This is a genomic window from Mucilaginibacter sp. P2_A5, from assembly GCF_056404995.1.
Map to the genome: position 1 here is coordinate 297,256 of NZ_JBFUCY010000002.1, position 23,449 is coordinate 320,704.

The 23,449-nt window shown below is 42.4% G+C and carries 15 protein-coding genes; 14 read left to right on the forward strand and 1 reads right to left on the reverse strand.

What is annotated here, in order from left to right:
* Positions 1-164: 164 nt before the first annotated feature.
* Positions 165-1,160, forward strand: coding sequence for a RhuM family protein (rhuM, locus tag AC1DXF_RS02900; protein ID WP_477445929.1), 996 nt, complete (start codon positions 165-167; stop codon positions 1,158-1,160).
* A 128-nt stretch (positions 1,161-1,288) separates the two neighbouring features.
* Here the strand turns inward: rhuM and AC1DXF_RS02905 are convergent, their stop codons facing one another.
* Positions 1,289-2,713 carry a DNA/RNA non-specific endonuclease gene (locus AC1DXF_RS02905; protein WP_477445931.1) on the reverse strand — a complete coding sequence of 475 codons (1,425 nt, stop codon included), beginning with the start codon at positions 2,711-2,713 and terminating at the stop codon, positions 1,289-1,291.
* A gap of 939 nt (positions 2,714-3,652) precedes the next feature.
* Here AC1DXF_RS02905 and AC1DXF_RS02910 point away from each other — a divergent pair.
* The 13 genes from AC1DXF_RS02910 to AC1DXF_RS02970 are packed head-to-tail and all read left to right on the forward strand — an operon-like array spanning position 3,653 to position 23,440.
* Positions 3,653-4,246, forward strand: coding sequence for a Pvc16 family protein (locus AC1DXF_RS02910; RefSeq protein ID WP_477445933.1), 594 nt, complete (start codon positions 3,653-3,655; stop codon positions 4,244-4,246).
* Positions 4,243-5,412 (forward strand): hypothetical protein, encoded by a 1,170-nt coding sequence (locus AC1DXF_RS02915; protein WP_477445935.1) that lies wholly within the window; start codon positions 4,243-4,245, stop codon positions 5,410-5,412. The genes AC1DXF_RS02910 and AC1DXF_RS02915 overlap by 4 nt, the downstream gene beginning before the upstream one ends.
* Before the next feature lie 20 nt (positions 5,413-5,432).
* Complete coding sequence (locus tag AC1DXF_RS02920; RefSeq protein ID WP_477445937.1) at positions 5,433-7,457, forward strand: phage tail sheath family protein; 2,025 nt, start codon at positions 5,433-5,435, stop codon at positions 7,455-7,457.
* Between the two features lie 51 nt (positions 7,458-7,508).
* A complete protein-coding gene (locus tag AC1DXF_RS02925) occupies positions 7,509-7,934 on the forward strand; it encodes a phage tail protein (RefSeq protein WP_477445939.1) in 426 nt (141 codons plus the stop codon).
* Positions 7,935-7,956: 22 nt separating this feature from the next.
* Positions 7,957-8,424: a phage tail protein gene (locus AC1DXF_RS02930; protein ID WP_477445941.1), complete on the forward strand. Its 468-nt coding sequence runs from the start codon at positions 7,957-7,959 to the stop codon at positions 8,422-8,424.
* A 7-nt stretch (positions 8,425-8,431) separates the two neighbouring features.
* Positions 8,432-8,608 carry a DUF5908 family protein gene (locus AC1DXF_RS02935; RefSeq protein WP_477445943.1) on the forward strand — a complete coding sequence of 59 codons (177 nt, stop codon included), beginning with the start codon at positions 8,432-8,434 and terminating at the stop codon, positions 8,606-8,608.
* 20 nt (positions 8,609-8,628) lie between these two features.
* The gene (locus tag AC1DXF_RS02940) at positions 8,629-9,318 is read left to right on the forward strand and encodes a CIS tube protein (protein WP_477445945.1); all 690 of its coding nucleotides are present in this window, start codon (positions 8,629-8,631) and stop codon (positions 9,316-9,318) included.
* Positions 9,311-11,056, forward strand: coding sequence for a type VI secretion system tip protein VgrG (gene vgrG / locus AC1DXF_RS02945; RefSeq protein ID WP_477445947.1), 1,746 nt, complete (start codon positions 9,311-9,313; stop codon positions 11,054-11,056). The genes AC1DXF_RS02940 and vgrG overlap by 8 nt, the downstream gene beginning before the upstream one ends.
* 12 nt (positions 11,057-11,068) lie before the next feature.
* Entirely contained in the window at positions 11,069-11,359 is a 291-nt protein-coding gene (locus AC1DXF_RS02950; protein WP_477445949.1) for a PAAR domain-containing protein, read from the forward strand.
* Positions 11,360-11,377: 18 nt separating this feature from the next.
* On the forward strand, positions 11,378-11,830 hold the full coding sequence (locus AC1DXF_RS02955) for a GPW/gp25 family protein (RefSeq protein ID WP_477445951.1): 453 nt from the start codon (positions 11,378-11,380) through the stop codon (positions 11,828-11,830).
* Positions 11,831-11,841: 11 nt separating this feature from the next.
* A complete protein-coding gene (locus AC1DXF_RS02960; protein ID WP_477445953.1) occupies positions 11,842-15,603 on the forward strand; it encodes a hypothetical protein in 3,762 nt (1,253 codons plus the stop codon).
* Between the two features lie 18 nt (positions 15,604-15,621).
* Positions 15,622-18,654 carry a hypothetical protein gene (locus AC1DXF_RS02965; RefSeq protein ID WP_477445955.1) on the forward strand — a complete coding sequence of 1,011 codons (3,033 nt, stop codon included), beginning with the start codon at positions 15,622-15,624 and terminating at the stop codon, positions 18,652-18,654.
* Positions 18,655-18,670: 16 nt separating this feature from the next.
* Complete coding sequence (locus AC1DXF_RS02970; protein ID WP_477445957.1) at positions 18,671-23,440, forward strand: PKD domain-containing protein; 4,770 nt, start codon at positions 18,671-18,673, stop codon at positions 23,438-23,440.
* Positions 23,441-23,449: the final 9 nt, after the last annotated feature.

A 23,449-nucleotide genomic window follows, 5' to 3' on the forward strand; every position in this document is an offset into this window, starting at 1 on the left:
AGATTCAGTTAAAAGGGATGTGTTATACTGTAAAAGACATTAAGTAAGAAGGAACCCACCTCAGAGATGTTGCGGCAACCGGAACGGGTGTTATCGGTAAAAAGCCTTTACAATGCTATTGTTTTTAGTATCTTCGTTTAAACCTTGAACGGAGATACTAATTCATGGACGATAGCAATATTATCATATATCAAACAGAAGACGGCAGTACCAAAATTGAAACCCGTTTGGAAGATGAAACTGTTTGGCTTACGATTGATCAAATGGTCGAACTTTTTAAAAAATCGCGATCAACAATTAATGAACATATTTTAAATATTTTTGAAGAACAGGAACTCAATAGTGAGTTATCTATAAGAAAAATCGGAATTTCCGATTTTTCTACCAAGCCAACTAATTACTATAACCTCGACGTAATCATTTCCGTTGGCTACCGTGTAAAAAGTCACCAGGGCACTAAATTTCGTCAATGGGCCACGGCCCGGCTACGGGAGTACATTGTAAAAGGCTTTACAATGAACGACGATATGTTGAAGCAAGTCGGGGGCGGAAACTACTTTGAAGAGTTACTTGCCCGTATTCGCGATATCCGATCGTCCGAAAAAGTATTTTGGCGTAAAGTTCTTGATATCTACGCTACCAGTATAGATTACGATCCCAAACTCGAAATATCTATCCTCTTTTTCCAAACCGTACAAAATAAAATGCATTGGGCTGCTCACGGCCATACCGCAGCCGAAATTATTTATCAGCGTATTGATGCCCAAAAAACAAATCTTGGCCTTACCCATATTAAGGGGAACAAACCAACACGGCAGGAAATAGAAGTTGCAAAAAACTACCTTAACGAAAATGAATTGAACGTGCTTAATCGCATGGTAACAGCTTATTTAGAATTGGCCGAACTGCAGGCGCTTAACCGGAAACCCATGTATATGAAAGATTGGATAGCACGTTTAGACGAATTTGTAAAAATGACAGGCAACGACATTTTACAAAATGCAGGCAGTATCAGTCACGATCAGGCCTTAAAAAAGGCGAAAGAGGAATTCGAAAAATATAAAGAGCAAACCAAAAATGACCTTTCTGAAGTCGAAAAACATTTTTTGACCCAGATTGATAAAACTATTAAAAAAATAAACCCTAAAAAAACGGAATAAGCACTGTGTTATCAAATTAAATATATAATTAAGGACAACAAACAACCTTGCTTTAATTTAAAAAGGCCCTGCTCTAAAATTAACCGTATGGTACAAAAGCAGGGCCTTTTTTGTGTTTGTGAATATTGTTACAGGTTATCCTTTTTAGTTTCCACGGCATCCTGCACCGCTTGTGGCAAAGCCGATAGCAGGTTATAACCAGTAGCTTTCTCAATATCCCGCACGGTTACGCGGTATTGTTTCCAGTCGGCATTAATGGTGTTAATGTTTGGTGTATTAACGGCTATTACTCTTGTGGTTGCAGTAATCCTATTAACATCGCCATCGCCGGTTGGCACAACAACAGCCACTTTCCAAACATTGCTTGGCACCGTTACATGACCACTGGTTATAGTACTTACAGATCCATTTGAACCCGTTCCGCCGGTTCCGTAACTCCCCATTACGATGTATACTTCATTCCCGGCAACAACCTGCTCGCGCAGATAATTTTCAAGGTTTGCCCAGGTTTGCTGGTTGTTTTGTGGCGCCTGCGGTATCATATTGGTCATCAGGAACGTAGCCGAGTTAGCATTAACCGAGCTTGTGCGATCGGCTGAAGGGCAGTTATGCCCCCTATCAAAACCCGAGCCCGAATAGCTGTTGCTTTCTACTTCGTAAAAGCCTGCAGGTAAGCCGTTAAAACCAGCGAAATTATCAAGGCGGGCCGTTGCGTTGGTAATATTGGTAGCGTCAAGATGCCAGCTCACCCAATTCGGGGTGCCACGTGTACTGTTATATGATTCTTCATAATATTTTTGATCAATGAGGTAGTTGTTGGCCATAACAACAGCAGGCTGTGCATCTGATGGGTTGCCCAGCAAAATATTACTATTATCGCCGCTTGCAGGCTGTGCATCGGTGCCGGCAATAACCCCCCTATCGGGCGCCGCTGTGCCGGTGTTGCCGGTAGTATCGCTGCCACCTGTATCGGGCGGGCCAACAATTATCCCCGGATCGCCAAGGCCTTTGAAGGTAATATCATCAATGTTAATGCGGGTTGTACCCTGTTTCCTGATCTGGAAACGGACTTTTGCTGTTGTAGTCACTTTAAATGAGTCGGTAACCAGGCTGGTGCTGTTTTCGGAGATGTCTGTACCTAGTTGCGTAAAAGTAGTGCCACTATCTGTCGACATCATCAATTGCCAGGTTGATGCTGCGTCATTACCATATTTGGCATGTTTGATGCTTATTTGCTTTAACCCTTTCACATCAAATTTCATTGTGATATCGCCGGTGCGCAGCCTAACTGCTTTATTACCATCTTTAACATCGGCAGCCAGGCTTCCTATCAAGGCATCATTAAAGCTCCACAGTCCGGTACTTAACTGAACGTTTGCAATGGCATAAGCTGTTTTAGTGCCGTTTTCAAAATTTTCAACAACGGTATAAGGCACAGGCTGTTGTACAACCACGGTATCAATGGGCAGGGTGTGTGGATTTTGCAGGTCCTTTTTACAACTGACAATAGCCAGCATTAAGCCAATACAGATAAATAAATTTCTTAATTTCATAGGATATTTTTTAGAAAGGCAAAAATCAGCTATTTGTATTAACTAAACATTAACAAAATATAGCAAAGAGACATTTTGGGGCTGTCCGTCAAATAGTCAATTCAATTTCGGCCATATTTAATCAACGGGCATGCTGCGGGGTATGGATGAATTCAAAAATCCGGCTAAAACGCAACGGTTGTTTATTAGAAAAAGAAAATAATAGCAAGATTAATATCTAAACGGCCTAACCATTGGTTAAATGAACGATTATTTAAAAAGACATTTTTTATCTATATCTGAAATAAATTCTTTTAAATAGATTATATCAGGCAGCTTTTTTGAATGGAGGTAAATAATAAGGGATCTTTTGTTGTTTTAAAAGAAAAACATCAAAATAAAGTGTTTTTGCAAGCGTAAAAATACGCGACTTTTTATTTTATTTTCAGGTGGTTATACGCTTGTTAATCACCTCATAGCCAGCTACATTTATTAAAATTTACAAGCAGATTTTTATAACTACCAAAAACCGAAAAACATCTAAATTTTGAACATATGAAAGCTCCTGGAGAATAAACAAATATCCATCCGCTAAAAGTTTAGCGGCTTGTGAAAGTTCGTCCACGTGCACAGTATAGGAAATCAAGAAACAAACCCAGTTAAGGCAAAATGCTTAGTATCCGGTAAATACCTGGGGAGCGTATGCATTTAAAACCGGGCATAATCTTTAACACCTCTATGTGCAAGCGACCGGCAGCTGGTTATCTTTTTTAACTGCCGGATTAGAAAAAAAACCTAATTAAACAGAACTATTGTAAAGCTATTGTATTTGATTTTTGAGGCATAATGCCCCATTAATAGGCTATGCCTATGCAAATTTTTAAGGGGTTAAACTTTAGCACTTACATATTTTAATCACCAGGGCCCATAACAACTGTATCAAATTAAAAAACCACATTAATGATAAACGAAACTTTTAAGTTCCTTACCGAGGAATTGAACAAGTACTTAAGTCAAAAAATGAGCGTCATCACTGACCAGCGTGTGGTATGGGGTAATGTGGGCAAGGCATTGGATAATGATGGAGCAGGCCATAATTTACTAAACGGCAAAGCTATTGTAAGCTTAATAAATGTAGAAGAAGACAGGGTTGCCAAACAGCAGGAAAACTTTATAAAAACTGATGCCGGAATTACCTATAAAAATCCACCGCTATACCTTAACCTGTATGTGTTAATTTCAGTTAACCGCGCCGACTATGGAGACGCGCTAAAATGGCTGGCTTTTATTATCCAGTTTTTCCAAAATCAAAACGTATTTACTCCCGGTAGCTATCCCAACCTTGATATCAGGATCCAAAAATTAATAGCCGACCTGTATACTGTGAATTTTGAACAGCTAAACCAGATCTGGAGCATCCTGGGAGGAAAGTATATGCCATCGGTAATGTATAAAATACGGCAGGTAACCATTGATGAAGATGCAATTGATTACGAAAGCGGCTTTATTAAACAAGTTGATATCAATGAAACAATAAAATTCCCTGTCTCATGAGTATAAACTACGAAATAGTATTTACGGTGGAAATGCTGAACGATTATTTTTTCAGCCATCAATGTACTGCGCTTGATATTGTTGCGACAGATGATACTATTAATGTGTTAAAGGGGCAGCAGATGCTCTGCAAAACAATTGGCAATAAATTTATAACTATCAATAAAACAGATGGTACGGGCAAGCCTTATGTCGCCCTCGATAAATCAACAATATTGCGCTTCTACATTACCATCAATGATACCAATTTTATAAACTACAGTAATATCAATTATCAGCCCGCTACTGCAGGCAAATACTATTTTACCAACATCAATCAAACCAAATTAGGTACCATATTATACCTTCACCAGGCGATTGACAAGTATGATAATTCACAAACTTACTCCATTGGCAACTTAGCTGCCGATAACACAAATAATGTTTTTGAAGCCATAAAGGCGAGCGATAACGGTAACAAACACGCATTAACCGAAACAGCCTATTGGCTGCCGAAAGGAAAGGCGCAATTTGTAAATAACCGGGACGAACTGCTGTTTACCGGCAGCAACTACACAGCCGCCGCCGCTTCGGCAACAGATTTTACCATAAATATTTACGGGCTTAAAACCAGCAACAATACCTATAGTGTTTTGGTACGCACAATAACGCAGCATTATGAATCGGCACAAACCTCAGTACCGGTGGATTTGTCTGGTCTGCCTTTTGGGAAGTACAAAATCTCTGTAAACACAACTGACAGTTTTGTTTACTATGACGAGATAGCCGTAAAGCAAAATATCTTAGGCGTCATAGAGATTTTTAATCATTTACCGGCGGGTAATAATTTTTCATTATTTGATGCTTCGGGAGTAGCTAAACAAAGCAAGTTTACATTGCGCTTTGCAAACCGCAGCGCGGTTTGGCGTTATTTTACCCGCACAACAGATGTGGATGCAATTAAAGATACAGCATCGGTTTACACGTTTAATTCGGTTGCGGCAAGTAAGGTTTTTACATCTGCCGTTCCAATTCCTTTAAAAGAGCGGCCTATTACTACCATATCGGCCCATGGTACTAAACTTGGCAATGTTGCCCCGCTTGCCAATCCCGAGGTAAACCGGGTAAACCATGTTATGCAAAACGGAGAAATATATTACTGTATAGAAAAGCACTTAAATTTTTAAAAAAGTAAAACTTAAATCAAATGGCAGCATCTTACAAAACACCGGGTGTCTATATCGAAGAGATATCAAAATTCCCGCCTTCGGTAGCGGAGGTTGACACAGCCATACCCGTATTTATAGGGTATACCCAGCAGGCTGTAAAAAATGGCAACTCATTAGCCAATGTACCCACAAAAATTTCATCGTTACTGGAGTACGAGCAGCTTTTTGGAGTAGGCTTTAGCCCTCTGGCGATAAAAGTAGTGGCCGATCAGAACAATAACTACGCTGTAAAAAGTATCTCGATTGATAATGACAAGCGGTTTTACCTGTATGATAGTGTGCGTGTTTTTTATGATAATGGCGGTAACGAATGTTATATTGTTTCGGTTGGTTTTTATACCAATGCAGGAAGTGTAAACCAGGTAGCTGCGGCCAATTTGCATACCGGATTAGATGCGGTGGAAAGAGAGAACGAACCAACGATAATATTATTTCCGGATGCAGCCGCCATTGATAAGACCAAAGATTCGGACTTTTATAATATTCAGCAGGCTGCCCTTATGCAATGTGCTAAGTTACAGGACCGGGTTGCCATTTTTGACTTGTTTGAAAGGAATAATACCGACAATAAGACACCGGTTATTAACTTTAGGAGCTATATAGGTATAAACAGCCTCAGTTATGGAATGGCCTATACGCCCTGGATCTATTCCAGCTTTGATAAGGGTATAAAATATGGACAATTCAAAGGGTCCGTTTTTCAGGCAGACGGGGTTACCCCAATAAGTAACCTGGCCACACTTACGTCTGATAGTAACTTAAATTCCCTTGTGCTTATACTTGAGAATTCGCTCGCAGACGTTGCCCAGATAGGCACCTTCCTAACAACCCTGATAATGAATTTAACCGGCACAGCTTATCCATCCCTCGATGATGCCTATAAGGCAAAGGCTAATGATGTATTAACAGCGGCCTCGTCGGGCATCCTCAGTCAACATTTAAAGGACCTTTTTGCATTTGTGAGTGGTGCTGCTATACAAATAGAAACAGCATGGAAAAGCAATACCTATTTTAAAGGCGCCCAGCTTACTAATGATGTTAAGTCATATAGCAGTTCGGCCAACCTATGGCGCGGCAGTGTTAAAGATTTAATAGGTGTTGAAAGAAATACTACAACAACAGGGTTCGATTCGGAGACAGATGCCAATATAAATGCGCGTTATACCGATGTTACCTGGCTGGATGTCACTGTTGCCAACATCCTTACAAACGGCGTTGATTATACTTTAGGCGGTACCGCGGCTCCAAAAGACGAAGTTACAATGATCGTAAATGATATTACAAAAGCTTACAATAAATTGTCGGCTTTTATCAATACCATAATCAATGCTGCCAACAACTACGCGTCTATTAACCAGGATAACTTGTATAGCAGCCACCCCATAATAGGAAATTTTGTTAATACAATTCGAAAGGAATTGAACAGGATGCCTCCTAGCGGCGCGGTTGCCGGAATTTTTGCAAGGGTTGACGCAGCCCGTGGCGTATGGAAAGCTCCTGCCAATGAAAGTATCAATTCGGTAACAGGGCCGGCCTATGCTATCAATAATGATGAACAAGCTGGTCTGAACATTGACCCGATAGCCGGTAAATCAATAAATGCCATAAGGGCATTTACAGGTAAGGGTATTTTGGTTTGGGGGGCACGCACGCTGGCTGGTAACAGTAACGATTATCGCTACATAAGTGTGCGCCGCTTTTTGGTAATGGTTGAGGAAAGCAGTAAAAATGCTGCAGGAGGTTTCGTGTTCGAACCAAACGATGCCAATACCTGGGCAAAAGTACAGGGTATGCTCGAGAACTTCCTTACACTGCAATGGCGCGCCGGCGCGCTGCAGGGCGCTAAACCAAGCGATGCGTTTTTTGTGTCGGTAGGTTTAAACAAAACCATGAGTGCACTTGATATACTCGAAGGCCGTATGATAGTTGAAATAGGTATGGCCATCGTACATCCTGCCGAGTTTATCATCCTCCGCTTTAGCCAGTTAATGGCCCAGAGTTAATAATTATCAGTTCAAATAAACAAAATTAAAAACCATTAAAACCTTTAAAAAATGCCATATCCCCTTCCCAAGTTCCATTTCGTAATTGAATGGGGCGGATCACGCGTCGGCTTCACAGAAGCTACAGGCCTTGATAAGCAAATAGAAATAATAGAGTATCGCGAAGGCAATAGCCCTAACTATAGTAAAGAAAAACAGCCCGGGCTTCATAAGTTCAGCAACATCGTCCTTAAACGGGGCACCATGGATGGCGACAAAGACTTTTACCTGTGGATTAATACCATTAACCTTAATAAGGTTGAAAGGCGCGACATTACTATAAGCTTGTTAAACGAATTGCACACACCGGTGATCAGCTGGAAAGTAATAAACGCTTTCCCGGTTAAGGTACAGGCAAGCGACCTTAAAGCAGATGGAAATGAAGTAGCTATAGAAACGCTTGAACTGGCCCATGAAGGGTTTGATGTTCTGTTATAGTTAAACCAGCAAAAGTATAACCATGGCGGGCAGCAGTTCAAATTCAACCAGCGCGGGTGGGTATTATCCGCCGGTAGGCTTCCATTTTAAGGTGGAGTTTGTTGGTATTGGTAATGATAACGATGTGCGTTTTCAATCGGTAGGCGGGCTTAGTGTTGAGTACGATGTTGAATCGTACAAAGAAGGTGGCGAAAACCGGTATGAGCACAAACTACCGGTCAGGACCAAATATGCCGATCTGAGCCTTAAAAGGGGCATGCTGGTAAACAGCGCCGTGATTGACTGGTGTAAGAAAGCGTTCCAGGAGCGGAAGTTCGCTGTAGCGCAGATCAACGTTACCCTGATGAACGAAGAACACCAGCCTTTAAAAACCTGGAATGTGTTTGGGGCCTGGCCAAAAAAGTGGTCAGTGTCCGATTTTAACGCACAGGAAAACAGCCTGGTAATTGAAAGCCTGGATATAAGCTACAGTTATTTTACGGTTAATTAAATGAGATATGCCAATTGAGATAAGGGAATTAACTATAAAAGTAACGGTTGATCAGCCCAATCCACAGGAAAAACAATCGGCAGGCGGCGGCCAGGGCGAAGGCTCAAAGGACGATAAGGATGCCATATTGTCGCAGTGTGTGGAGCAGGTGTTAAATATTATACAAAACAAAAAGGAACGTTAATTTTTAATGGCACCGCATAAATGGAAAAGGTAAATATAACAGCCTATAATAATGAGGATCTGGCAGAAAGTCACAAAGTGACCGATGCCGGGCCAAACCCTTTTGTGGCATTGATTAACCCGGAAACATACGCGCTGGACTACGCCGTGGAATTTACCGAATCGCAGGGACATGGAACCAGCGCCGCCAAGCAAAAGTTCAATTTCAAGAAGCCCGAGGAAATGAGCTTCGAGTTTTTGTTTGACAATACCGGGATAATAGATAACAAGCCTAAAGACAATATCCGGGATGATATAGAGACTTTTAAAAAACTGCTGCTCGAACTGGACAGTGAAAGCCATGAGCCGCGTCATTTTAAAATTGTATGGGGCCCGTTTATGTTTAAAGGCAGATGTAAGGCGCTTACCATTACCTACAAGCTATTTAACGAAAAGGGATTCCCGCTAAGGGCGGTATGCAAAACAACATTTAAAGGCAGTATTGAAGAAACTTTACGCGTAGCCAAAGAAAACAAGCATAGCCCCGATATAACTCATTATAGAATAGTAAAAAGTGGCGAAACTTTGCCCTGGCTTTGCTACCTGGTTTATGGCGATAGTAAATATTATTTACAGATAGCCAATGTTAATAACCTTACCAATTTCAGGAATTTACAACAAGGCCAGTCGCTTTTTTTTMCACCGATAGATAAAAATGTATTAAATGCCTAACGAAGGAATTATACCATCAGAAGGATCAAAAAGTGTATGCACCTATACATTGCTATCCAACGGAACAGCCCTGAGCAGCACCTACCATGTGCTTTCAATTACGGTTAGCAAAGAGGTTAACAGGATACCAACCGCTACCATAATTATAGCGGATGGAGAAGCGAGTAAACAAACGTTCGCCATTAGCAATACGGCCGATTTTGAGCCCGGTAAAGAGATTGAAATAAAAGCGGGGTACAGCAGTAAAGAGGATACAATATTTAAAGGAATTGTAATTAAACACGGTATTAAGGTGCGTAAAAGCAGTAGCGTACTGGTAATAGAGTGTAAAGATAAAGCAGTTAAAATGACCGTTGCCTGTAAAAATAAATATTTTAAAGAGGTTAAAGACAGCGATGTTATTGAACAGCTAATTGACGGGTACGGGCTGGAAAAAGATGTAGCTGCCACTGATTTGAGCCATAAAGAACTGGTGCAGTACAACACAACCGATTGGGACTTTTTGATGTGCCGCGTTGACGTAAATGGCCTGCTGTGCATGCCTAATGATGGAAAGATAACCGTTGCTAAACCCGATTTTTCGGCAGCATCGGTACTAACAGTGCAATACGGAAGTACGGTGCATGATCTTGACGCCGAAATAGATGCAAGGTTTCAGTTTAGCGGGGTAAAGGCAACGGGATGGAGCCAGAGCGACCAAAATATTGAAACGGTTGATGCGGCAGATCCATCGGTACCCGAAACAGGTAACTTATCAGCCTCAACATTGGCAAATATTACCGGCACAGATGAATTTAAGCTTATCCATAGCGGCAACCTGGTTGAGCAGGAATTACAGCAATGGGCCAATGCCAAGCTGCTTAAGCAACGGATGGCTAAAATACGCGGCCGTATTACTACCGATGGTACACCAGCAGTTATACCCGGTAAAATGATAAAGATAGATGGAGTGGGCGAGCGTTTTACAGGCAATATTTATGTAACAGCGGTAAGGCAGGAGATTCAGAAAGGGGCCTGGCAAACATCTATGCAATTTGGCCTTGAGCCCGAATGGTTTGCTCAAAGCTATGAAGTTGAGCAACCACTGGCGGGTGCTTTATTACCTGCTATACAAGGCCTGCAAATAGGAATTGTAACAAAACTGGAAAGCGACCCAGATGGCGAAAACCGGATACAGGTAAAGGTACCGGTAATTGATGCTGCAGACGATGGGATCTGGAGCCGCGTGTGCACGTTGGATGCCGGAAAAAACAGGGGCACATTTTACCTGCCCGAGATTGGTGACGAGGTAATAGTAGGATTTATTAACAACGACCCCCGCCATGCCGTGATATTGGGAATGGTAAATAGCAGTAAAAATCCGGCGGCGCTAACAGCTGCCGACAAAAATGACGAAAAAGGATATACCAGCCGGAGCGGTATGAAGATGATCTTTAATGATGATAAAAAATCGATTGACATTGAAACACCGGCCGGGAATAAGTTTACGATAAGCGAAGACGAAAAATCCATGAAAATGGAAGATCAGAACGGGAACAAGTTTACGATGGACCAGGACGGGATAACGATAGACAGCTACAAGGACCTGACCATCAAAGCAAAAAAAGAGTTAAATGTTTCAGGGCAAAATGCTACGGTGAAGGCAGATTCCCAAGCTACTTTTAAAGGAGGGTCGGCAGCGGAGTTTTCGTCGGGTGGCAGCACAGCTTTGAAAGGCAGCACAGTACAAATAAATTAAAACAGTAAAAGGATGCCGGCAGCAGCAAGAGTAGGAGATATGCATACATGCCCGTTGGTAACGGGAGTGGTGCCGCACGTGGGCGGGCCGGTTTTACCGCCGGGATGCCCAACGGTATTGATAGCCGGAATGCCGGCGGCGCGGGTTGGCGATATGCTTACCTGCACAGGCCCGCCTGATACTATTTTGCAGGGCTCGGCAACGGTAACAATTGGCGGGATGCCGGCAGCAAGAATGGGCGACCCAACTGCACATGGCGGATTGATCATATTGGGGGCGCCAACTGTAATTATTGGAGGATAACATTAAAAAAACTGAACCTTGGCAAAGCAAGCATTTACAAACAACGATTTTTTAGGCAAAGGCTGGAGCTTTCCGCCCACTTTTAATATCAATAGTAAAAGCGTGGAAGTAACAGAGAAGGAACTGGACATACAAAAAAGCCTTGAAATACTGCTGACTACTACAGTTGGCGAGCGGGTTATGGAACCCAAATACGGCTGCGATATGGTCGACCTGGTTTTTGAGCCGTTGAATACGACAATAAAAACCATAATGATAGACCGGATACAAACAGCCATCCTTTATTTCGAGCCCAGGATAGACGCAAAAAATATAAACATGGATACCCAGGATGAAGCCGAAGGGATAGTGCTGATAGAGATTGACTACATCGTACGCAGCACCAACTCCAGGTTCAACTTTGTTTACCCTTATTATATTGATGAGGGAACTGAAATTCAAATTATAACAACAAATACACAGGTAGCCTAACCAATAAACATATGGCCTGCAACGAATATAAAAATCCTTTACAGCGTGGTGGAACCGACCAGCAGCAACGCCAGCTTGCCGCGCTCAAAAGCGATTATGTATCGATAGATGAGCGCGACTACAAAGAATGGATAGTTTTTGCCAATCAATTTGCGGGCTTTGTAAAATATTTTGATGTAAACAATAACCAAACCAATAACTGGCAGCCATTTTTTAACTCGGATATCTCGGCCATATTAGGCACTGTAGCCATACAGGATATCAATGAGTACCGCCTTGCAATAAAGGAGAAATTTGATGCAATACATAACCCGGCCAATAAAACTCAAACCGATTTTTTAAGAACAAACTTAAATGCATTGTTCAGCGGTATTTTAAGTCTGACATTGGCGCTCGATAGCTACTGCATCCAGCTTCCGGAGAGCAGCCCATTAAAGGCTATCATTGCTAATCTGATAAAAACAAAGCTCCAGGCGCCGTTTGCTTCTCTTTTAACTTTTTATAAATCGGCATATAGCAGTAATCCCCTGCTAACGCTTGTAAAAGAGAGTGATAACACTAAATGGATCATCCTGAACCGTGGCGCTCAAAACCCTCAGGCAATTTTAACTTCCGAAAGTGTATCGCCGCTTTGGCTTAACGGCAGTGCATCATTGCATGATCTTTATAACAGCTTAACACCAAATCCAAAAGTTTTTGGCCCCGATCCGGCGGTCGAGAAGAAAATAATACACCTTTCCAGGCACAATTTGTTTACGGGCATTTTTGACACATACCTGCAAACCTACACCCGCATCATCAACGAGGCCGAAAGCCAATTGCTGGTTACACTTACAAATGATAGCACGCATACGCCACATTATGCGTTGTTTATTACCTTTCTTAAGTTGTTTAAATATGCAAAGCAAAGCCTTAACACGTTAACCCAACGGCATCTTGATTTTTATTATAAAGAAGTACTAAAGCTTACTCCCAAAAAAGCAAGCGCGAGCCACGCCCATGTGATTATTGAACTGGCTAAACAGGTTGACGAATTTATGCTGGCCAAGGGCACCGCTTTTAAAGCCGGAAAGGATGGCCTGGGAAAAGATGTAACCTTTACACTTGACGCGGATACTGTATTTAATAAAGCAAGCGTAGCCAAATTGATGAGTATTTACCGGGGCGATGAGAAAGATAATATCGGAACGGTAATTAACAAAGGGCGCTGGTTTGCATCGCCGGTTGCCAACAGTGCCGATGGTTTGGGCGCAAAATTAAAATCATTGAATGGCGAGTGGCATCCATTTTATAATAAGGAATATTTTGATGGTGCGCTATCGGCTATTGATATGCCAAAAGCCCAGATAGGCTTTGCAATTGCCAGCCACTATTTGTTTTTGAACGAGGGGAAACGCGCTGTCGATTTAAACCTGGAATTTGCTGACAGTAACCAATCTTTACCACTCACAACCACCGTAGATTGTTATATAACTACAGCAAAGGGCTGGTTTAAAGTGCCGGATGAACAAGTTAGTATTAAACAACAAGATGCCGGCCCCAAAAAACTATCTAAAGTAAGTTTTAACTTAAAGGGCAACGATCCGGCTACGGCAAATTATAACAGGGCTTTACACGGAGGCACCTTTAAAAGCGCATTGCCTGTTGTGAAAATTTATTTAAAAAACCTGGATACAGCCATATACCAATACGATCAGCTAAAGGATCTTATCTTAAAATCTGTAGAAGTGGTCGTTGCGGTTGGGGATAATCTAACATATTCGGAAAGCGATACTGGTTTAAAGCAATTATTCATATCGGGCGACAGCGGACCGTTTGATGCATCTAAGCCTTTTCAGCCTTTCGGAGCTACACCTAAATCCGGCGCGGCTTTCGTTATTGGTAATCAGGAATTAGCCAGCAAAAAAGGCGCGGCTTTTTTGATAAATATTGAATGGGAAAAATTTCCGGCAAATGTTCTGGAAATAACCTATCCCAACCTTTCAGGAGCAATTGCTGCATCTGCCAAGCAACTTAGCAATGGAGTATGGTCAAATTCTCAAGATATTCTTTTAATTACCGGCAATATCGCCTCAGTGGTGTTAACTATAGCGGATAAAGCTGCAATAAAATTGGCTGACGAAGCTGTTGTTGATTACAATGATCCTTATACCAGCTATGACTCTAAAAGCACACGCGGATTCATCAAATTGACAATTGGCACTGATTTTGGTTTTGATGCTTATCAAAAAGCTCAAATAGAATATCTTATTGCTCTGGCTAATCCCTGGAATACAAAAACACTTGTTGCTCCATATAAGCCGTATACTCCTGTTATAAAGGCTATTAACATAGGCTATACAGCATCGTCTATATTTAACATCAGCGCCAACAATCAAAAAGATTTTGACGCCCGTTCTATTCAATACTATCACTTGTCCCCATTTGGCGAGGCCGAGCAAAGTAAAACTTTAAACCCCGGCGAGAGCGTTTTCATGCTGCCGCAATTTAATCATGCGGAAGAAAATTCTCTGGCAGATGATGTTGCGGAGTTTTTTATAGGCCTCGATAATTTAGCAGCGCAGCAAAGCGTAAACATACTTTTCCAGGTTTTGGAAGGCACAAGCGATCCGGTGGTTTCCATTTACAAAAAACTGATTTCATGGAACTACCTGTCAAATAACCAGTGGAAAGCTTTTACCGATCAGCAGGTGGTAGATGGCACAGCCTATCTAAGGCAATCCGGCATTATTTCTTTCCAGGTCCCCGAAGGGGCAACAACCGATAATACCATTATGCCTGCCGGTTATTTGTGGATAAAAGCATCTATATCCATACCAACGGACCCCACTGCTCCGGCTGGCTCCAATAAACCAGGCGCGGTATGTAAACTGCTCAATGTATTGGCACAAGCGGCACAGGTTACCTTTGCAGATAATGGGAATGATCCTGCGTTTTTAAGCAGCGCTTTACCAGGCAATACCATAAGCAAACTGGTAAACGCGCAAACAGCTATAAAAAAGATAACGCAGCCATACCCGTCATTTGGGGGTAAACCAGTTGAAGACAACACGCATTTTTATGTACGCGTGAGCGAAAGGCTACGCCATAAGGACCGCGCAATTACCATCTGGGATTACGAACGCCTGGTGCTGGAGGCCTTCCCGGAAATACATCGCGTTAAGTGCCTTAATCATACCAAATATGAAAACGGCAAGCTTTATGAGGATGCGCCGGGATATGTTACCGTAATTACCATACCCGACCTGACCAATCATAACGAAATAAACCCGTTAAGGCCCTACACCAATGCCGATACAATTACGCAAATACAGGCGTACCTGCAGCAACGGATCTCGTGCCAGGTTAACCTTAATGTTAACAACCCCATTTTTGAAGAGGTGCAGCTTGTATTCAAGTTGAAATTATATGAAGGGCGCGATTACAGTTATTACAGCAAATTGCTTAAGGACAGTATTACCAGGTACCTGAGCCCATGGGCATACGGGCAGGCCGATGATGTACAGTTTGGTGGCAAAATTGAAAAATCGGTATTGATCAATTTTATTGAAGCACAATATTATGTTGATTATATAACCGATGTACAGTTATTCCTGCTCGGCAGCGATCCGAATATTATGCCGCAGGACCAGGAAGAGATTGAAGCAACAACATCCATATCTATCCTGGTTTCTGTACCGGCCGATAAGCACAACATAACAGAGATACCGGATGTGGCAGCGGCTCAGAATAATTCAAAGTGCGCAGACCCATATAATATGATAAGCATATAACTATATCAACCAATTGAGATGGCAGATAATGTAACCATATATAAAAATCCAAAAATGCTCCCGGCAGAGGATTATAACTATCTGCGGGCGCAGGGAATGGACTATATTGAGGCCCTGGGCAATAAATTGTGGACAGATTACAATATTCACGATCCGGGTATTACCATACTCGAAGCATTATGCTATGCCATAACCGACCTTGGTTACCGTTCGTCATTTGATATAAAAGATATTTTAGCATTGCCGCCTAAACAGGCCCCCGATCCTGATTTGCAGGCATTTTACACCGCCAAAAACATATTAACTGTAAACCCGTGGACAACAAGCGACTATCGCAAACTAATTATTGATGTTAATGGAGTAAAAAATGCCTGGCTGCACTGCCTTAAATGCCCCTGCGATATATTTTTATACGCCAACTGCCTAAAAAGTGAACTGCAATATAGCGCCACCGAACATCCCATTATAATAAAAGGAATGTACGACGTAAAGGTTGAGTTTGAAGATGATGTTACCGCCGGCGATTTAAACAGTGGTAAAATTTTACACACCTTTAGTTTTATAAGCGATGTGGTTAATAATATCACCTCATCAGCAGTAATTGAAATGCGTTTGCCATCTTTTAAAAGTCTGGAGGGCGATGATACGGCAATGACATTTTTTACTGTGCCTTCAGATGATGTTCAAAGCGTAGATACCAAGTTTATATCAGGCAATAAAGGCGACAATACCGATATTCCGCAGGCCGATTTGGGAAAGGGATTGCGCAATCCGCTGTTTGCTACATTTAATATTACGCTTGATCCTGCAAAAGTAACCTTACCTGGCGGCAATCAAAAGCTGATGGAAGATGTGCCCTTTACCATTTGGTTTAACAGCGATGCCGACAGAAAAGCGATACAATTGGCTGATATTAAAACAGCCATAAATGATATTGCCGACCAGGGCATTATACTCAATTATTACGATAAGGTTAAAGCTGCCGCTGTTATCATAAAAAACGTGCGCGACACCTTGATGGCGCATAGAAATCTTTGTGAGGATTATTGCTCTATTAAGGCCGTCGAAACTGAAGATGTAGCTGTTTGTGCTGATTTGGATGTAAGCCCCGAAAGCGATATTGAGCAGGTTTTAGCACAGGCATATTTCCTCATCGATCAATATTTTAGTCCGGATGTTGATTTTTATTCACTCGCCGAAATGGTGAAAGCCGGCTTTTCGGTAGATGAGATATTTAACGGCCCGGCCTTAAACAGCGGGTTTATAAAAGATGAGCAACTACAGGCTGCGCAATTAAAAACCGAATTGCACACTTCGGATATTTATGCCATACTCATGAATATTCCCGGAGTACTGGCGGTTCGCAGTTTAATATTGTCGCCTTATGATAGTGAAGGGCACCGGTTAAAAGGCGAAGCATGGGTTTTACCCGTGGAGGCCGGTAAACAGGCGCGGCTGTATATTAATGGCAGCAAATTCCTGGTGTTTAAAAACGGCCTGCCCTTTTTGCCGGATAAGGCCGAATTAAGTGATACGCTTAACGTAATTAAAGGTAACAATATACGCCCCAAATTTTCTGCCGGCGATAACCTGATACCGGTGCCGGTAGGGTCATACTACCCATTAACAGATTATTACCCGGTACAGTATTCGTTGCCGCTTACTTATGGCGTTGGGTATTTTGGCCTGCCGCAAAATGTAACTAACCAGCGCAAAGCCCAGGCAAAACAACTTAAAGCTTATTTGCTTTTTTATGAGCAATTGCTTGCCGGCTACCTGGAACAGCTAAGCCACGTGAAAGATTTGTTTTCGTTGAGTACGGCAATCAACAAAACTTATTATAGTCATACGCTGGATAACTCAATAATAAAAGATATTGAAGATGTATGTACCATATCCGAAACGGAACTGCAATCCATCAGCGAAAGCCAAACTACCTTTTTAGACAGGCGGAACCGGTTTTTGGATCACCTTATGGCGCGTTTTGGCGAGCAGTTTAATGACTACGCCTTAATGCTCTACAGCTACAGCGACAGTAAAAAAATTGCTGATGAGATATTAATTAAGGATAAAATAGCCTTTATAAAAGATATACCCTTTGCAGGCAGCAATCGTGCAAAAGCGTATAATTATAAGGATGCATCAAATATTTGCAGCGATAACAATATAGCCGGTATTAAAAAACGCATCGAGCAGGTTTTAGGGCTTAAGCAATTTGACGACTATGTAGACATAACCGATGTTACCGATACATCGGGCAATGCCATAGCGCGTTATTGGAATATTACCGATGACAATGGAACAGAGTGGCTGCTAAGCAATAAAAACTATCTTAATTATACCCCAGAAGATGCCAGGACAACAGCGAAATATGATGCCAATACTTTATTAAATTTTCTTACTGATATTACAAAATATGATGTGAAGAAAGATACAGAGTGGCATGTGATTGTAAAAAATGGTGCCAGCCAGACCGTAGCTGTAAGCGCAGCCTCCTTTGCTAAAAAAGCTGACGCCATTGCTCATATAAATAAAATTGCAGCTTTTATAAAGGGCATAGCAGAGGCCAACAAGATTTTTATTGTGGAGCATTTACTGCTAAGGCCACGCAATTTGCCGGGAGGCCTTATCCCCGCCGGCGATGCTTTATTACCTATTTGTATTACTGCCGATTGCAATGTTTGCGGCGATGAAGATCCTTATAGCTTCCGCTTAACTGTTGTAATGAATGGGTCGGACGGGCTTACAAACGAAGGCCTGCAGTTTCGCCGGTTTGCCGAGAACGCTATACGGATGGAGATACCTGCCCATCTAGGCATTAAAATTTGCTGGGTTTCAACCGCCCAATTGCAAACTTTTGAAACACTGTATTGCGCCTGGGAAAATGAGCTTGCAAAAACCGCCCCAGACGTTGTCCAGCTAAGCAATAAACTAAAAAGCTTAATAGCCGAATTTAGCCAGTTAAAAAATATTTATCCTAAAGCCTCATTGCACGATTGTGTGGACGGAGACGATCAAAACCGTGTTTATTTAAACAAAACTGTTATTTAATTTAAAATAATTTGTCATGCAGCCAACGCAATTTAACTATCCTGAGTTTGTACCAGATCAAATACTCACGAGCAGTAACCTCAACGATATGTTTAACTATCTTGACGAACAGGATAGGTTAACGCGTACCAACCTTATTGGCGTAGGCATTGTATGCGGGTTGGAGGTATCGGTAAACGCGGGTTATACCCAGCTTACCATAAGCGCCGGCTGCGGCATAACATCGGGAGGGTATTTGATCACTTTCCCTAAAACAACATTTACTCAATATAAAGATTATAACGCCCTTAAACCGCTTTATTACGAAAAGTTTGTTGATGGCGCAAGCAAAACCCAGCGCTATAAGCTGGGTGAACTTTTTGAAACAGCGGTGGTTGAAGGCGCCGCCCCGTTAAATAAAGATTACCTGAAAGATAAAGTAGTGCTGCTGTATGTCGAGCTTTTGGAAGATCAGTCAAAAAACTGCGATCCCGGAAGCTGCGACGATAAAGGGAAAAATATCGATATCACTTTCAGGCCTTTGCTGATAAGTATTGACGATGCTGCAAAACTTAAAACCGCGGGTGCCGATTACGGAGACTCCGGTACCACCTATAAAACACTGCCCAAATTAAAAATGCCGCGATATAATGTACCGGCCACCCTGCTGCAATCAACCGCGCAGGTACTTGACGTTTATCGTAAAATATTATCAGCCGCGTTTATTGATAAGGTTCAAAATGCGTTAACCCAAACCTATAATATCCTGCAGCCGGTTATTAAAGATATCTATCCAACTAATCCGTTTGCTCAGTTGAGCTCAAATATGGCATTCCTAAATAACGGAAGCTTAACAGAGTTGGAGGCTATTAATTATCAATATTATTATGACCTTTTCAGCGATGTTGAACTGGCATACAGCGAGCTCCGGGAAACAGGTATCGAAGCGCTGAGTTTGTGCTGCCCCGATGCCAACCTGTTCCGGCTCCATTTGCTGCTGGGCAATGTCGTTCAGGATAATGCTAATCCGCCGCTTGTTAACAGGCAATATTTTATCCCGTCGCCGGTGATGGAGTGCCATTGCAAACAAACCAACCGGTTGCGCTGGTTATTTAAACGCATCCAGCTTTTGCTGCAAAACTTCTACGCTGCGTACGGCGTTACCGGCAACTTCGGCGACTTGTATACGCCTGAGCAATTAAAGGCACGCCAGTTAAATAACAACATCAGGATAACGCCAAGCAGCCTGGGTAAATATCCTTTGGCAAAAAAAGCCATTCCATTTTATTATATGCCTGTTGAGGGTACAGGTTCCCTGGTTGATAATTGGGATATTGAAAAAACGGCCGACGGAGAGGCCGATCAAAATTTATCATATAATTCAAACTTATACGCCACAGACGATTACGTGCTGAACCCGCTTAATTATGACCTGGAGCCCTATAATTTTTTACGGGTGGAAGGCCATATAGGGATGAAGTATACAACAGCATTAAAAAGCATAGTAGGATTAAGAAATAAAAACCGCCTTCCTTTTGACGTAGTGGCCCTTGGTACCGACCTGGAATCGCTTAAAACCGCGCTGGCAGACCTGGGGAAAACCAGTACGGTTGCCGCCCTTGTTGAAAAATATGCCGCCCGGATAAAAACGCCATGCCAGTTCCAGGATATTGATACCCTTTATGATACCCTTATAGCCGAAATCACTTGTCAACTGTGCCGGACGATGCTGTATTTTTACCAGCTTAACGAGCCCGGAACTACCGGCGATACACTCCTGTCAAAAGTGCCGCTGGTGCTTAAATGCAATCCGGGATATTATGTACAACCAGCTACCTTTGGCTTTTTCTTTGAAAAATTTTATGCCAATTATAAAAAGGATGGCATTGCATTTATGTACCGCTCTTTTGATAAGCAGGGTTTTACACCTATCAACATATATTTCTTTTTCCTGCTTTACATCGAGCAGTTCTTTGAAACATTCACGTCATCATTAGGCAACTTCGACTTTGCGGCTTTTACAGAGGCCTATAAAAGGATGATCTCGATAGCTACCGATATTAAAAATAATCTTAGCAACCAAACAGAAAACGACCGGGTTAGCCTTGAAACGTTAGAGCAGCTTAATAAGCTGATAGGAATGTGCGTTCAAAAGCCGATTGAAGCACTTTATAAGGATTATCTTTTACGTTGGGTGCACATTATGATGCTGCAAAAGTTTGGGTATTTTGCACGTAAACATCCCGGCATACAGCATAAAGCCGGGGTACCCATGGGCGGTACCTTTGTAATGGTTTATCATGAAGAGCCTGTTCCTGATCCAACTACAAACAATGCGGCCACTCTTGCTAATGCTGCCAGGGAACAAGCAGCTGATGCTGTGCTTGCGCAAGCCAACCAGAGCCCGCAGGAAGTTTTAAAGCTCTTTGGCCTTGCCGCATCAGATACCCAGCAACCACCGGCAGCTCCGCAGGCGGGCGCACGAATTCATGTGAACGAAGCCACCGGTGGTAAAGTGATTGCCGACGCGCCTGAATACACCGGGCCGGCATCACATTTTGAGGACATTAATGCATTTAAAACCGAAAACCAGGCAGAGCTTGATGAACTTGGAATATTGCTGCAGGGTATAAATGCAACACAAAGCCCGTTGGCAGACGCCGTTGCCGAAATAGGGAATGGCATAGTAATAGCCGATTTTTACCTGCCATATATGTGTTGCTCCGACTGTCCGCCAATACAATTTACTGTTAAAGAAGTTGCCGAAACGCTTACCATAGCTGTTCCACCCGGTGTTTTCTGCGGAGCAGACGACAAAACTTATGATATTAAGGTTACGCCCGATGGGGGCGAAGTAACCGGTGAAGGCACTTCCAAAACGGCGGATGGTAAATTTGTGTTTACCCCATCGGCTGTTAAGTTTGCTGCTGCTGATAAAGCAAAAGACATTACTTTAACGTATGAGGCTTTCGGCCAAAGTATTACAACAAAAGTTACTGTTTATCAAAAACCGGTAGCTGATTTTGATGCGGCTGCTATAGGAGGCGGAGCTACCGTTACTATTACCAATAAATCATCTGCTTTTGCTGATAAATATTCATGGGATTTTGGAGACAGCCAGACATCACTCGATAAAGACCCGGCACCGCATGCCTATACAAAAGATGGCCCTTATACTATTAAGTTAACGGTATCAAACAACAATATTTGTACAGATGTAAAATCAAAGGATGTAACGATTGTCACCCCCGAAGTAAATATCGACATTGCCCAAAAGGCTTTTTGCAGTAATGACACTGCTGCATACCCCATTACAGTTTCTCCATCCGATGCGGTTGTAACAGGCGAAGGGGTAATATCTACAGGTGGTACCTTTTCCTTTCAGCCTAAGCTGGTAAGTTTAAATAATGCAGCCAGCAAAACAATTAAATTAACCGCTCAGAAAAATGAAAAGCAAAAAAGCATTGATGTAACGATTTTTCAGCAACCCACAGCCGATTTTACCATTGTGCCGCAAACCGATAAACCGGGCACCGTTGCATTTATTAATAAGTCGCCATCGTACGTTACCGGCTATCAGTGGACGTTTGGGGACTCAACGCCAGCTTCCAACGATGAAACACCTCCGCCGCACACATATACAACCGAAGGCGATCATCCGATAACCCTGGAGGTTTATAACAGCGATTGTAAAGGTATACCAAAGACCATTAATTATAACGTTCAATTGCCTAAGCCCGAGATTGACATTGTCCCTAAATTATTCTGCATCCAGGATACAAAAACTTACCCTATTTCAGTCGGCGCAGATGGCGGTACGGTAACCGGGGAAGGTGTAAGCAAGCTCGCAGACGGTTCTTATATATTTACGCCGTCTTCTGTTCCTGTGTTTCCAACCGCAAAAAGACCGGTAATTTTTACAAACACTTTAAATGGGGTGCCAAAAACCGTTGAGGTAACACTATACGGCGCCCCGATTGTCAAATTTTCCGCAGCGCCGGTCAGTACTTCTCCTTTCACTGTTCAATTTATCAATGAAACCGAAAATGCTGATAAGTTTCAATGGATATTTGATACACAAGGGACATCTGACGAAAGAGATCCAATCAAGACATTTAGCACGCAGGGAACAATCAATGTTACTTTACGGGCATCAAATGCCGACATGTGCAAAGGCTTTATAACAAAGCCTGTTACCGTAACAGGGCAGCAGTTAATTACTAAAACATGCCTGCCGGTAGCCGGTATTTTAGAGCAGTTTAAAGGACTGCAATCAATAGACACCAAAAACTATTCGGCTTTTGTGAGAGCGTTCCCGGCGTTAACTACCGAATTGAAGCCGTTTTTTGATAGCCTGACCGGAGCAGATGGATTGAGCATGGAGAACCAGGTCGCTTTATTTAAAAACCGTAAAGCGGCAGACCTGATACCTAAATGGATAGACGCGCTTACCAAATTGCTTGAAAAAAACATCGCGCTTACCGGGTTAACGGCAGCACTGGTGAAAATATTGGCGCAGCTGATAGAACACATCGCCTGTATTCAACCCGATGACATTAGCAAAGCCAAAGTGCCAATGGCCGATGCGTTAAATACGCTCGGTGCTTTTTGCGAAGCGTTTTTAGCGATGGTTAAAAAAGCAACCACAGACCAGAAGCAACAACTGGCTGCCGCCATTAACCAAATGAATAAGTTGGACGACGGCCTCAAAGAAGAAGTGCAGCGGGTAGCATCAAACAACGAAAACACAACTAAAACAAATTACGTGGCAACATTAAAAAAGATCATTAAACTATTTGTTGCATAAAAAGTACTG